Origin of the sequence: Asaia platycodi JCM 25414 (assembly GCF_000614545.1) — a bacterium.
In the GTDB taxonomy this organism is placed as follows: domain Bacteria; phylum Pseudomonadota; class Alphaproteobacteria; order Acetobacterales; family Acetobacteraceae; genus Asaia; species Asaia platycodi.
Genome location: NZ_BAKW01000001.1, coordinates 100199 through 113352, shown reverse-complemented (window position 1 = coordinate 113352; position 13154 = coordinate 100199). Strand labels below are relative to the sequence as shown.

General features: G+C 61.7%; 17 protein-coding genes. 16 read left to right on the top strand and 1 reads right to left on the bottom strand.

The annotated features are described in order from the left end of the window. Positions 1 to 7 precede the first annotated feature (7 nt). Entirely contained in the window at positions 8 to 1015 is a 1008-nt protein-coding gene (locus JCM25414_RS22715; RefSeq protein ID WP_159101672.1) for a glycoside hydrolase family 32 protein, read from the top strand. After that, the gene (locus tag JCM25414_RS22710; protein ID WP_148300863.1) at positions 1012 to 1566 is read left to right on the top strand and encodes a GH32 C-terminal domain-containing protein; all 555 of its coding nucleotides are present in this window, start codon (positions 1012 to 1014) and stop codon (positions 1564 to 1566) included. Before JCM25414_RS22715 ends, JCM25414_RS22710 begins: the two co-directional genes overlap by 4 nt. 8 nt (positions 1567 to 1574) lie before the next feature. Here JCM25414_RS22710 and JCM25414_RS00525 read toward each other — a convergent pair whose 3' ends face one another. Beyond that, entirely contained in the window at positions 1575 to 1985 is a 411-nt protein-coding gene (locus JCM25414_RS00525) for a lytic transglycosylase domain-containing protein (protein ID WP_025840381.1), read from the bottom strand. A 32-nt stretch (positions 1986 to 2017) separates the two neighbouring features. Here JCM25414_RS00525 and gspG point away from each other — a divergent pair, with 32 nt between their 5' ends. The 14 genes from gspG to JCM25414_RS21080 are packed head-to-tail and all read left to right on the top strand — an operon-like array spanning position 2018 to position 12948. Continuing rightward, complete coding sequence (gspG, locus tag JCM25414_RS00520) at positions 2018 to 2494, top strand: type II secretion system major pseudopilin GspG (protein ID WP_025840380.1); 477 nt, start codon at positions 2018 to 2020, stop codon at positions 2492 to 2494. Next, complete coding sequence (locus tag JCM25414_RS00515; protein WP_242403193.1) at positions 2491 to 3282, top strand: prepilin peptidase; 792 nt, start codon at positions 2491 to 2493, stop codon at positions 3280 to 3282. The genes gspG and JCM25414_RS00515 overlap by 4 nt, the downstream gene beginning before the upstream one ends. Next, entirely contained in the window at positions 3275 to 4960 is a 1686-nt protein-coding gene (locus JCM25414_RS00510) for a GspE/PulE family protein (protein ID WP_025840378.1), read from the top strand. Before JCM25414_RS00515 ends, JCM25414_RS00510 begins: the two co-directional genes overlap by 8 nt. Positions 4961 to 4964: 4 nt before the next feature. After that, positions 4965 to 6191 carry a type II secretion system F family protein gene (locus tag JCM25414_RS00505; RefSeq protein ID WP_025840377.1) on the top strand — a complete coding sequence of 409 codons (1227 nt, stop codon included), beginning with the start codon at positions 4965 to 4967 and terminating at the stop codon, positions 6189 to 6191. Beyond that, positions 6181 to 6603: a prepilin-type N-terminal cleavage/methylation domain-containing protein gene (locus JCM25414_RS00500; RefSeq protein ID WP_025840376.1), complete on the top strand. Its 423-nt coding sequence runs from the start codon at positions 6181 to 6183 to the stop codon at positions 6601 to 6603. The genes JCM25414_RS00505 and JCM25414_RS00500 overlap by 11 nt, the downstream gene beginning before the upstream one ends. Continuing rightward, positions 6600 to 7010 carry a type IV pilus modification PilV family protein gene (locus tag JCM25414_RS00495; protein WP_025840375.1) on the top strand — a complete coding sequence of 137 codons (411 nt, stop codon included), beginning with the start codon at positions 6600 to 6602 and terminating at the stop codon, positions 7008 to 7010. Before JCM25414_RS00500 ends, JCM25414_RS00495 begins: the two co-directional genes overlap by 4 nt. Continuing rightward, positions 6958 to 7593, top strand: a complete 636-nt coding sequence (locus tag JCM25414_RS00490) for a prepilin-type N-terminal cleavage/methylation domain-containing protein (protein WP_025840374.1) — start codon at positions 6958 to 6960, stop codon at positions 7591 to 7593. The genes JCM25414_RS00495 and JCM25414_RS00490 overlap by 53 nt, the downstream gene beginning before the upstream one ends. Before the next feature lie 19 nt (positions 7594 to 7612). Continuing rightward, positions 7613 to 8443, top strand: a complete 831-nt coding sequence (locus tag JCM25414_RS00485; RefSeq protein WP_025840373.1) for a hypothetical protein — start codon at positions 7613 to 7615, stop codon at positions 8441 to 8443. After that, a complete protein-coding gene (locus JCM25414_RS00480; protein WP_025840371.1) occupies positions 8389 to 8688 on the top strand; it encodes a PilN domain-containing protein in 300 nt (99 codons plus the stop codon). Before JCM25414_RS00485 ends, JCM25414_RS00480 begins: the two co-directional genes overlap by 55 nt. Before the next feature lie 4 nt (positions 8689 to 8692). Beyond that, a complete protein-coding gene (gene gspM / locus JCM25414_RS00475; protein ID WP_148300862.1) occupies positions 8693 to 9277 on the top strand; it encodes a type II secretion system protein GspM in 585 nt (194 codons plus the stop codon). Next, positions 9274 to 9777 (top strand): hypothetical protein, encoded by a 504-nt coding sequence (locus tag JCM25414_RS21085; RefSeq protein WP_025840369.1) that lies wholly within the window; start codon positions 9274 to 9276, stop codon positions 9775 to 9777. The genes gspM and JCM25414_RS21085 overlap by 4 nt, the downstream gene beginning before the upstream one ends. After that, positions 9774 to 12137 carry a type II secretion system secretin GspD gene (gene gspD / locus JCM25414_RS00465; protein WP_025840368.1) on the top strand — a complete coding sequence of 788 codons (2364 nt, stop codon included), beginning with the start codon at positions 9774 to 9776 and terminating at the stop codon, positions 12135 to 12137. Before JCM25414_RS21085 ends, gspD begins: the two co-directional genes overlap by 4 nt. Then, a complete protein-coding gene (locus JCM25414_RS15450) occupies positions 12134 to 12661 on the top strand; it encodes a hypothetical protein (protein ID WP_025840367.1) in 528 nt (175 codons plus the stop codon). The genes gspD and JCM25414_RS15450 overlap by 4 nt, the downstream gene beginning before the upstream one ends. Then, complete coding sequence (locus JCM25414_RS21080; RefSeq protein WP_025840366.1) at positions 12658 to 12948, top strand: hypothetical protein; 291 nt, start codon at positions 12658 to 12660, stop codon at positions 12946 to 12948. The genes JCM25414_RS15450 and JCM25414_RS21080 overlap by 4 nt, the downstream gene beginning before the upstream one ends. The last annotated feature ends 206 nt before the right edge of the window (positions 12949 to 13154 follow it).

Here is a 13154-nt window from a genome sequence, read left to right as displayed (position 1 = left end):
TGTCACGATGCTGGTCCTTCTCGTCCCGAGCCTCGCTCCGGGACACGCCGCGGCTGCCACAGACACCCCGCCCGACACGGCTTTCTGGCGACCCGCCCTGCATTACTCGCCCCCTGCCCATTGGATGAACGACCCGAACGGTCCCTTCTTCCTCAACGGCACATGGCATCTTTATTATCAGTACAACCCTGACAGCATGGTTTGGGGACATACTTCTTGGGGTCACGCAACCAGTACCGACCTGTTGCATTGGCAGGAGCAGCCCGTCGCGCTGCCCGCTACACCCGGCCACGACATTTTTTCAGGTTCCGTCGTTTACGATAGCGACAATCGCTCAGGTCTTGGCTCGGCGGCTTCCCCACCCCTGCTCGCACTCTATACCACGGTATTCAGCGGCGATCCGGCCCATCCCGATGGCACACAGGCCCAGTCCGTCGCTCTGAGCCTCAATCAGGGGCGCTCCTTCACGCCGCACAAGGGCAACCCTGTTCTGACGCTTCACCCTGATTCGCGACAGTTTCGAGACCCATCTATCATCTGGTACGCACCCGGAAAATACTGGGTCATGACGACTGTGGTAGCCGACGCTCAAATCGTGAAGCTCTATCGCTCGACCGACCTCCTGCACTGGGATTTTCTGAGCGATTTCCAGCCTTCGGGCTATCGCAAGCCCGGCATGTTATGGGAAATGCCCTGCCTCATCCCCCTGCCTGTTGACGGTACTCAACACGATATGCGCTGGGTCATGATCGTCAGCGTAAACCCGTGGAGCATCGCTGGCGGGTCAGGTGTGCAGTATTTCACCGGTCATTTTGACGGGATTAACTTCATCGCGGACACGCTGCCAAAAGAGGGCTCTGACCCCGCAGATTATCACTGGCTCGACCATGGCGCGGATAATTACGCCGCCATACGCTTTGCCAACACGCCCGGCCAGCCTCCGCGCCTGATCAGCTGGATGAGCAACTGGGCCTATGGTGAGCATCTTCCTACTGCACCCTGCGCGGCCAGATGACGCTGCCAGTCATTCTTTCGCTACACAGCGATCACGGCCAAATCGCCCTGCATCAGAACCCGACGCCCGAATACGAGCATTTCGCGCAGGCGCATCCGGGCAGGCATTTCACGGCGCGGCGTCTCGCCGCCGGATCGAGCTGGCATCTGGGCATGAAAAGCAGCGTGCAGGATATCACCGTGACCCTGAGCAGCGCGGGCAAAGGCAAGGCGAGTCTGGTGCTGCGTCAATCAGCAGACAGGAAGGAGGGCACGCGTATCAGTTATGATTTCAGCACCCATCTTCTGACGCTGGATCGCAGCAATTCAGGAAAAACCGATTTTTCGCCTGATTTCAGCCTCGTTCATATTGCCCAACTGACGCCACGGAACGATACGATAACGCTTCATATCGTGGTCGATCGCAGCTCGGTCGAGCTTTTCGCCAATGAAGGAGAATTGCGCATGACAGATCTGATCTTCCCACAGGAGAATAGCAACGACATCACCCTTTTCGCCAGTGACGCTCCGGCCCTTGTCAATGCTCTTCACGTTGCGGATCTGGCCCCCTGAAGGAGCGCTCAGGGATGCAGAGGCTGGAAGAGACGTCGCGCCGAGCCCAGTACGCGCTGCTGATAGGCCAGATTGAGGGTGAGCGTATGGGAATGATAATTCCCGATCGCCCGCATCAGGTCGCCATGGGTTTCGTTCAAGTAAAGACGCATGATCGCACCTGCCGCGTTGATATTATAGCAGGGCTGGGTCAGGAGATTGCGGTAAACAAGGGCGGGTGCAGCATGGGTGAAGCGCGCAATAGGCCCCACCCAGCGCGTATTAACCTGCATCAACCCCAGATCGTCTGTTCCGTTGCTGTTATGATGCACAGAACCGCTCTGACCGTTCTCGACCGCCAGGATGGAAGGCAGGATCCGAGGCGGCAGGTGGTACAGAGACGCCACGAAAATCATGCAGCTGGCATAGGCGACAGCCATGGCCCTTCCTTCTTATATCGGGATCGATTCTGATGCGCTTTTTCATCACGCTAGCACAATCATGCAAGGCACAGGCACCAAAAACCCGCCGCGCTCCCGGGACGGAAGAGGGCGGCTTCACTCTGCTCGAATTGCTGGTGGTCATCGCCATTCTCGGCCTGCTGATCGGGCTTGTCGCCCCGGCGGCCCTGCGCCAGCTCGGTGGTGCACGTAATTCTGTCGCGCATCAATCCATCCAGCGTCTGGGCGAGGTTCTCGATCTCTATCGGCTCGACATGGGCAACTATCCGAGCACGGAAGAGGGGCTGCATGCCCTGATCGAACGTCCACAAGGTGCTGAAAACTGGAATGGCCCCTACCTCAAGGATAGCGCGGAGCCCCAGGACCCGTGGCACCACACCTATCTCTACGCTGCCCCGTCCGAACGCCCCGGCCATGACTACGATCTGTGCTCGGGAGGCGCCAAGAACAGCACAAATGACCGCGCCGCCATGATCTGCAACCCGTGAGGTGCGCCATAATGGCCTTTACGTCCACCACGACCGCGCTCGTTATTGCTTCTCCCTTTATCGGGTCGTTTCTCGGCGTGCTGGCATGGCGCCTGCCCGAAGGACGATCGCCATTTTTCAACCGATCGCGGTGTCCGTTTTGCAACGGCGTGCTGAGAGCATGCGAGCTTATTCCGCTGGTCAGCTATGCGGTGCAGAAAGGCAAATGCCGCCAGTGTCAGGCGCCGATCGACAAATTTCATCCGCTTATGGAAGTGGCTGCCCTGCTCGTGGCCGGCAGCGCCAATCTGGCAACGTATTTTGATCCGTTGGCAGACAGCCCGACCCAGATCATGGCTCAGGGCTGTCTGTTTGGTTGGGTACTACTGTTGCTGGCGGCCATTGATCTGCGCAGCCATACCCTGCCCGATTATCTGACCCAGCCCCTTCTCGGTGTCGGCCTTCTTTTTGCTGCCCTCCAAGGCAGGGCAAATTTTCACATCCACACACTTACTGCCCTTCTCTCCTGGCTTGTCCTCGAAGGGCTGGCGACGCTTTATCGTACGCTCCGTCATCGTGAAGGGCTTGGCGGCGGCGATGCGAAACTGGTGGCAGCGGGCGGCGGCTGGCTGGGGCCGCTTCTTCTGCCCGAAATCGTCTGTTCAGCCGCCATCATCACGCTCATTGCCACAGCTATCGGCACGAAAGGCAGGCTGAGAGGCGCCATGAAAATTCCTCTCGGCCCCGGTCTCTCTCTGGCGCTCTGGGGCGGGTGGCTGATCGAAACCTCGGGCCTTGCCTATGCCTGATCAGGCGCTCGATGCCCTTTCAGCCCTGCTTGTCGCGACCGGACGCTGCGACCGCCGTGCCATAGACCGCGCCGAGCGTGCCGCCGAGCAGAATGGGGGGCGGCTCGACCAGATCCTGCTTCAGCTCGGGCTCGTCTCCGAAGCCCTTATGGCGGCGAGCTACGCCGAGTTGCTGACCCTGCCTCAGGCCTCTGCCGCGCATTACCCGTCAGAGCCGGTATTGCCCGAGGCCCTTTCGGCACGGTTTCTGCGCGATGCGCATGTCGTGCCGCTTAGTATCGAAGGCGGAACGCTGCATCTTGCCATGCGCGATCCGCTCGACAGCTTCACCCCTGAGGCACTCGGGGCTGCAACAGGCCTGACCATCGCGCCCCAGGTCGCCCTGCCCCTCGAACTCGAAGCTGCACTCGAGCGCCTCTACCCACGAGACAATCCGGAAACCGCCAGCGACACGACAGATGATGCCCCCCTCGAAGACGATGCGGAGCGGCTGAAAGACCTCGCCTCCGAAGCGCCGGTCATACGCCTCGTCAACCAGATCATCAGCCGCGCCGTCGAGACACGCGCGTCCGATATTCATATCGAGCCCTTCGAAGACAGGCTGCGCGTGCGCTATCGTTATGACGGCGTGCTCCATGAGGTCGAGACGCTCGCGGCGCAGCTCATTCCGGCCATTCTTTCACGCGTCAAGATCATGGCGCGGCTCGATATCGCCGAGCGGCGCCTGCCTCAGGACGGACGTATAAAGCTCGCGGTGCGCGGCCATGAAATTGATTTTCGTGTCTCGACCATTCCCTCGCTTCACGGCGAAACGCTCGTGCTGCGTGTGCTCGACCGCTCCAGCGTGCGCTTCGACTATGCGACGCTCGGTCTCGCCGACAAACTCGTTGCCAGACTGCGTGACCTGCTGGCCCTGCCCGATGGGATAGTGCTGGTTACCGGCCCCACCGGCTCAGGCAAGACGACCACCCTCTATACCGGGCTCACCGATCTCAACGCCGTCACCCGCAAGCTGGTCACGATTGAAGATCCGATCGAATATCAGCTTGCCGGCATCAATCAGGTTCAGGTCAAACCCCAGATCGGGCTCAGCTTTGCGGCCCTGCTCCGCTCCATCCTGCGTCAGGACCCCGATGTGATCATGGTGGGCGAGATTCGCGATGGAGAGACGGCCCAGATCGCGGTGCAGGCTGCCCTGACCGGTCATCTGGTTCTGTCCACACTCCACACCAATTCCGCCTCTGCTGCCGTGATCCGCCTGCGCGATATGGGAGTAGAAGATTACCTCATGACCGCCGTGCTGCGTGGTGTCCTGGCGCAGCGTCTGGTCAGAAGGCTCTGCCCGCATTGCAAGACGGGTTATACGCCGCCTGAAGCGTTGATCGACCGTCTAGGCCTGAACGACCTCACGAATGGCGCACCCGTTACGCTATATCAGGCGACAGGCTGCCCGCATTGCCTACAAACGGGCTATCTGGGGCGACTCGCCATCGCTGAGCTGCTCGAACCTGATGAGGCCATCGAAAAGCTGATTTTCGAACGCGCCGATCATCTGGCCATCGAGCGCGCCGCCGTCGCCGCCGGGATGGAGCCCCTTTTCACGGCGGGGCTCAGGGCCGCTCTGGCAGGGGAAACCACCATAGAAGACGTGACGCGCAGCGTCCGCGCCACGGTCTGAGCGCGTGGCAAACTACGCCTATAAAGCCATAGATGCCCAGGGTACGATGCTGAGCGGATCGCTCGACGCCCAGAACGAAGCCGAGGCGATCGCCGCGCTGCGTCGGCTCGGGTATATCCCCGTCACGCTGGGCGCGTCGCGTCCAGAAGGGCTGCTACAGACGCTCCCGGGCTTTTCATTTTCGCTCTCACGACGCGATCTGACGCGCGGCGAGCTGGCCATATTCACCCGCGAACTCGCCGTGATGCTTGGCGCCGGGCAGGATATCGATCGTGCCCTGCGTTTTCTGATCGAAACCGCGCAAAGTGTCCGCCCCAGGGCAGTTCTGAACGCGGTTCGCGACCAGCTGCGCGACGGACGCGCCCTGCATCTCGCGATGGGCGCTGCGCCCGGAAGTTTCCCGAAGCTCTATCTCGGCATGGTGCGCGCAGCCGAGGCCACGGGCGATCTGGCGCCCACCATGGAGCGCCTCGCCACGCTGCTCGAACGCGAACGTGCTCTGGCAAGTACCGTTCAATCGGCCATGATTTATCCGGCGATTCTTACTTTGGCCGCCATCGGTTCGGTCACGCTGCTGCTCACGAAGGTCTTGCCCCAATTCACACCGCTCTTTGCACAGAACGGCGTTGCCCTGCCTGCCTCAACGCAATTCCTGACCGAGACAGGCGCATTGATCGGCCATTATGGCGTATTCGGCCTGATCGGGATCGGCCTTCTGGTGCTCGTTGCGCGCCTTCTGCTGGCCCGGCCCGATATCAGGCGCGTGGTCGACCGCCTGTTTTTACGCCTGCCGGGCCTCGGGGCATTGAGCCGTGAAATTCTGGCGGCCCGTCTGGCGCGCATTCTGGGCACACTTCTGGTCAATGGCGTGCCGCTTCTGGCCGCGCTGGGTATCGTGCGCGAGGCTCTGGGCAATCAGGCAGCGATTGCGGCTATCGAGGCCGCGACAGACAGCGCCAGACAGGGGGCGGGACTATCGAGCACGCTCGACCGGGCCGGGATCTTTCCACGCCGGCTGATCCATCTGCTTCAGCTTGGCGAGGAGACCGCGCAGCTCGGCCCCATGGCGTTGCGTGCTGCCGATATCCATGAGGAACAGGCCCGCATTGCCATACAGCGTCTTGTGGCCATTCTCGTTCCAGCCATCACCATCGTGATGGGGCTGATGGTTGCTGGCATCGTCTCTTCGCTGCTTCTTGCCATGCTGAGCCTGAACGACCTTGCGCAGTAAAGGCCGCGCCGAGAGCGGCTTCACCCTTCTGGAAATGCTGGTCGTGCTCGCCATCATGGCAGCACTCGGGGCGATGCTGGTCGCACGCGGTCCCTCCCATTCCGCCCGTCTCGAACTGCGCGGCGCGGCGCGCGAACTTGCGGCCGGTCTGCGCGAAGCGCATATGCGCGCCCTTTATTCGGACAAGACGCAAATCTTCAGTATCGATCCGGCTCTTCAGAACTATGGTGTTGTCGGCACCGTACCTCACGCCTTGCCGAAAATTGGCTTTCTGCCGGTCACACCCAGCCGCTTCGTCTTTTATCCCGATGGCAGCGCCGCCGGTCCGGTCTTGACACTTGTCAGCGGACCGAACCGGATCACCCTTGGGGTCAACTGGCTTACCGGCGCCGTGGAGGCCCATGGCGGATGAAAGAACAAACAAGGCAGGAACCGGACGACGAGGCAGGATTCACGCTGATCGAGGTGCTGATCGCCTTTATCATCGTCATGCTGTCTCTCGGTGTGCTCTATCGCGGGATGCTCGGCGGGGTGGGGGCAACCCATCTGGCCAATGCCACTCATGAAGCCCTGTCGCGCGCGCAATCGCATATGGCGGCCATCGGTCATGGCATGCGTCTGGGCACCTATGAGCAAAGCGGCGAAGATGGGAGCGGCTTTCGCTGGCGGGTCGTGATGACACCGCAGCAAAATGCTGCCGGCATGGTGCTCTATCATGTTGCTGTGACGGAATCCTGGCCCGACCCGGTGACGGCATCAGGACGTCGTGCGCTCACCCTCACCACGCTTCGTCTCGGCGCCCCCGAGACAGCGCCATGAGAGGCGCCGCCACAGTGAAGCAGGCTTTACCCTGCTCGAAATGCTGCTCGCTCTGGTCGTGTTCTCGATCGTCATGCTGGTGCTGCGTCAGGGATTCGATGCGGCCACACGCGTTTTCGAGAAACAACGCACGTCTGTCTCTGCGCAGGGCGATCTGGGTGCGGTCGATCGCTTTCTGCGCCAGATGATCGCCACTGCCGATCCGGGTGCCGGGCAGGACGGGCCGCTTTTCGTTGGCAGGCCGCATGGGCTGGTTCTGCGCGGCCCGACACCACGCGCTCTCGATGACAGACCCGATGCACACGCCGATATGCGACTCTCTGTTGATGAAGCGCACCGGCTTGTGCTGATCTGGACACCTCACCGCCACGTGATCGAGCCTGCCCCGCCACCCCGAACCCGCCTTCTGCTCGAAGGCCTCACCGGCCTCGACTGCAGTTACTACTCAGACGGACACTGGAACACGACATGGTACGGCAACAAACTGCCCCGGCTTGTGCGGCTGCGCCTGCATTTTGCAGCAGGCGATCCGCGTCATTGGCCCGATATCGTCGCGGCTCCCCTGCTGGACCCCATGCCATGACGGCGGAGACAGGCGCTTCATGACACTGCGTTTGCTTCTGTTCTGGTGGGGGCGGCAGCTTTTTTCCCTGATCCCGCAACGGCTCAGGGAAGCACGCTTCATACCTGCCCGACCGATTCTGTTTGCCGTGCCACAAGAGACCCATCTCGACCTGACGCTGTCGTTTCGCGATGGAACCACGGCTCTGGGCAGGCTGGGCCTTTCAGACACAGAAGACGGTGAGACACGCTTACGGTGTCAGAGCGCGCTGAAAAAAGCCTCACGACCGGATCGGCTGATCGTGATTCTCTCCGATACGCAGATCATGCAGCGCAGCGTGACCCTGCCTCTGGCTGCGGAGAACGATCTGAAAACCGTGCTGGGTTTCGAAATGGACCGTCTCACCCCTTTCCCTGCCGAGACACTTTTCTGGAGCCACGCCGTCACGCGTCGCGATCTCACCCAGAAAACCGTCACCCTCAGCCTCTCCCTTGCAAGACGGGCTGCCGTCGAGCCGCTTCTGGCGCCGCTCGCAAAGCTGGGCCGCAGCCCCGACACGCTCGAAAATGCCAGCGGCACCAGACGCATCGCGCTCTCGCCGCAGCAAGGCGCGCATCGTTTCGGCCTGTCAGACCCGCGCCGTCTGGCCGGAGCGGGCGCCGCGCTCATATTGCTCGCGCTGATCGCCCTGGCTTTCTGGCAACAATCGCTGCGCCTCGGCAGGCTCGACGCCGAAATCGCCATGCTGCGCCCAGCCGCCTTGCAGGCGAGCGCCCTGCGTCACCAGATCGAAGACCATAGGGCTGAAGCCGGATCATGGGGAGGGCGCGTCAGCGCTGGGGAGATCCGCTCGATATTCTGGCGGCGCTGACCGACTCCCTTTCCGACCGCTCGTATCTTTCCGATCTGAGCCTGAGACAGGGTCAATTGCTGATCAGCGGTCAATCCACCGAGCCAACAACCCTCATCCAGACCCTGAGCCGCACACCGCTTTTTCGTAATCCAGCCTTCATCGCCCCGGTAACGCATCTTGCAGGGCAGAGCGCCAGCCTGTTTTCGATCCGCGCCGATATCGGCACGGTGAAGGACGGCAAGTCCAGGGACGGCACTCCATGAGGCATTGTCTTCCTCACTCCCCGAAGGGCGTCGCGGGCAGGTACTTGCCTGCGCTATGCTTGTGGGTGCGCTTTTTCTTGTCTGGAACATCGCGCTCGGCCCGGTCTTCGAGATTTATGCCGCACGCGCGCATCGCCTCGCTGTTGAAGAGGAAACGCTGGACCGGATGCGCCATCTGCAGGAGATCCTGCCTCATCTGCGCCTCTCCGCAGCACGTCTCCCACAAGGCGGGTCACGCCTGATAGAGGGCAGCAGCGATGCCATTGCCGGCGCCAATCTGCAGGATCTGGTGCAGAAGATCGCCACCGATCAGGGGGCCGATCTGGGTAGCAGCGAAACCCTTCCCCCGATCAAGGACGGGCGCTATCGGCGCGTCGGGCTGCATATCACGCTTACAGCGCCCTATGCGGTGCTAGTGCGTGTTCTGACTTCATTCGAAACCAATGCCCCGACCATGGTGAGCGACGCGCTGCATCTGCATGAAGCCGAAAGCGAGGGGGCCGTGCCCGACAGCATGAGCTGCGACATGAGCGTCTTCGCCTATCGTCGCGAAACGAGCGCCCCGGCAGAAAAAGGCAGCACCCCATGATGCGCGTTCTGCGCCAGTTCTGGCTGCTCTCTCCTCTCCTGAATTGCCTGACAGAACCGGCGCTTGCCGCGTCGCAAAACCCGATCGAGCAGCCTCTGGCCCGGCAGACGCAGATACTGGCCCGCCCTCTTTTTACCCCGACCAGGCGACCGCCTCCGAGCACTGCCCTGATGACGGGCACGCCAAGGCTTTCTGCAATTATCGACGGCACCGGCCAGCAACGCGCCATTTTCATGCTGCCCGGTCACGATCGCGGCGTGATCGTGCCGGTGAACGGGGTCATTGGCGCGTGGCAGGTGATCGGCATCGACAACGGTGCCGTGCGCATCAGGGACGGGCGCGGCGAGCGCCTGCTCCATCCCGACCGTGAGCGCACCGACCCTGCCACACCCGATCAGCTTCCCTTCGCTGCTTCACCGCAACCCGCTCAACGTCCCGAGCCCGATTTTGCACCGCCCGCCTCTTCTCTCGACAACGCTCCACCAGGTATGCCGCAATGATTTCTCAGCCTCGCGCTTTCTCCCTCTTTCGCCTGCCCCGCGCGCGCGCTGTTACCTTCGCCTCAAGCTCAGCACTCTGCGCCGCGATGCTTCTGGGTCTCTCGGGCTGCGACAAGGGGCCGCCCAAGGTCAAGCCGCTCGGCGGGCCACTCCTCCTCGCGGGCATGTCGCAGGATCTGTCTGAAGGGCGCCTTACAAACGGCACGACTCCGGGGCAGGCCCAGACCAGTCTCGGTCGGGCTGTACTCCCCAGCCTGCCAATTTCGGGAAGCACGACGGGTATCGGTCAGATCTCGCTCAATTTTGCCGATACCGATATTCGTGATGCGGTCGCGCAGATCCTCAACGATATCCTGCACGTCAATTACGCCATCGACCCGTCGGTGAAGGGGCAGGTCACGCTGCGTACCAGCGAGCCTCTGACCAACGCGCAGATCCTGCCTGCCCTGCAGGTTCTGCTTTCTCAGGTTCATGCGGTTCTGATCCATTCCGACGGGCTTTACCGCGTGGTACCGAGCCAGTCAGCGCCGGGCGCGGCACAAGGCGCGGTTGCGGGCATGGCTGACAGCCTGTCGATGGGCGGCGAAGTGATGGTGGCCCTGCGTTACGCACAAGCCAGCAACCTGGCTCATGCGCTGCAACCCTTCGTGCAGAATGGCGCGCGCGTCACTCCGGTCGAGAGCGGCAATGCGCTGCTGGTAAGCGGCGACCCTTCGGCACGCAATGCGCTGATCGAAGTCATCCGGGCGTTCGATGTCGACTGGCTGAGCGCACAATCCTACGCCCTGTTGCCCGTCGATTCCGGCAATGCCAAGGATATGGCGACGGCGTTGCAGAGTGCCCTGCACGGCACGAACAACTCCCTCTCGCAACTCGTGCAGGTTCTGCCGCTGAGTCGCGTCAACGCCGTGCTCGTGGTTTCGCGCACTCCGCGCTATATCGAGGATGCCAGACGCCTCTCCGCACTAATCGAACGTCACAGACGCGCAACGGTGCGAAGCTGGCACATTTTCTATGTGCAGAACTCCAGCGTCAACGATGTCACCTACACGCTGCAACAGGCCTTCACCCCCGAGAACGTCACGGCCCTTCCCCCCGGCGGCACGGGCCAGAACACGCAGACAGGATTCACAGGGGCCATGTCCAGCGCCATGGCTGGCGGCGCGGGCGGCGGCACGGGAGGAGTTGGTGGCACGACCGGGCTCGCAGGCGGGCTGACAGGCAATCAGGGCACGACCGGACCTGGCGGAAACGGCACAGCGGGGCTCGGGCAGAATCCGGGCCAGAATGCTCAGGGCACCCAGCAGGCAGCCATGAATAACCCCCTGCTAGGGGGGCTTGACAGCAGCGGAACCGGCGGCGAGAAAAACACCGATACACTGCGCATTCTCTCTAACGCGCAGCATAATGCCATTCTCGTTTTCGCCACCGATCAAGAGAGCGACGAGGTTGATCAGATGCTGCGGCGCATCGATGTCATGCCGCTTCAGGTGCGTATCGATGCTGTCGTGGCCGAGGTACAGCTCAATGACGCCCTGCAATACGGCACCCAGTTCTTTTTCAAATCGGGCGGCATAAACGGGGTTCTGAGCGGCAACAGCCAGAGCATCACGGCAGGCACACTGGCAACCGCAGCTTTCAGCCATACGCTGCCCGGCTTCATTATCGGCGGGGCGAGCGGCGGCGGGGCACCGTTTGCGATCGATGCGCTCCAGAACGTCACCACCGTGCATGTGCTGTCTTCGCCACAGCTCATGGTGCTGGATAACCGGGCCGCGCGGCTTCAGGTCGGCCAGCTCGTACCCGTGCAGATCGGCTCACAATCGAGCACAATCGGCACGTCTGTCTATAACCAGTTCACCTATCAGCCGACCGGGGTGATCATGGAAGTGACCCCCCATGTCAGCCAGAGCGGTCTGGTAACGCTCGATGTCTCGCAGGAAGTCAGTTCCGTCAGCTCCAATGCAGCGAGCAATACCAGCAGCGCGGCAAACCCCACTTTCAACGACCGTTCGGTCAATTCGCGTGTCGTGGTGCAGGATGGCCAGACAGTCGGGCTTGCCGGGCTGATCACCGAAAACTCGAGCCGCGCCAATAGCGGCATTCCCTGGCTCAAGAACATTCCCGTGCTCGGCTTTCTGGCGGGTAGCCAGAATAACAGCCGCCAACGCACCGAATTGCTGATCCTGATCACGCCGCATGTCATGCATGATCAGCGCGAGGCCGTCGATCTGATGGAAGATCTGCGCGATACCCACCCCAACGCCGCCGATGTGCCCAATGAGCTGACGCCCATGCATGGAACGGGCAGCGCGGACCCGCAGAAGCGTATTCGCGAAAGCCTCAGGCTGGATCATTGAGCGCAGCGCGAAAGAAGCACGAGGGCGGTTTCGCTCTGCTGATCACGCTCTGGACACTGGCCGGGCTGTCTTTTCTCGTGGCGATGATCTTGGCCGGAGCAGGGTCTGAGCTACGCGAAACGCGGCTCCTGCGCCGCACCGCCCAGATGGACAGTCTTGCAGAAGGCGGTATCTGGATCGGTGTGTTGCATGAACTCGGCCCCGAAAAAACCCGTTGGCGCGCCGATGGCACCCCGCACAGGCTGGTACAGGATGGCATGAAGCTGACGATATGGGTGCAGTCGCAAGCCAGCCGCGTCAACCCGAACACGGCTCCGCGCCCGCTTCTGGCGGCGCTCCTGCAACAGAGCGGTGCTGCGCCTTCTCAGGCCGACGCTCTTGCGGGCGATCTCGTCGCATGGCGCAACCGAAGTCAGGGCAACGACCCCAATGAGCAAAAGCGCTATCTTGGCGCCGGTCTGCCCTATCAGCGCCTCATGCACCGTTTCAGTCTCTTCAGGAGCTGGCTCTCATACCGGGCATGACCCCGCCGTTGATGGGTAATTTGCGCCCGCATCTCTCCCTGACACAGACGGAAGATCTCCGCCTGCCCATCACCGATCCCGTCACCCGCGCCGCTCTCGCCCGCTCCGGTATGGCGCCCCTGCCCCCTCTCAAACCGGGTCAATCGCATGCCACGAGCGTCGATATTGTTGTCAGGGTCGAAGACGGTCAGGCAGGTTCTGTCGAACGCCGGGCCGCTTTCCTGCTCACGAACGACACCGGGCGCAGCGCCCCGACAATCCTCAGGTTGGCACAAGAGACGCGTTGAGGGGTTTGCCTGGATGATGTCACGCAAGAACTGATCGGTATATAGGACGACTTTAGGCAATACTGTCTACGTCGCCCGCTTCTACCTGACGGTCAAGTGAGATCGCATACGCGTCCATTGTGGGCAACGACACACTTATAAACAGCGCCTCATATATCAGCAGGAAATATTGGCGACATCCCGAGATATTCGTTAATATGTCGCAA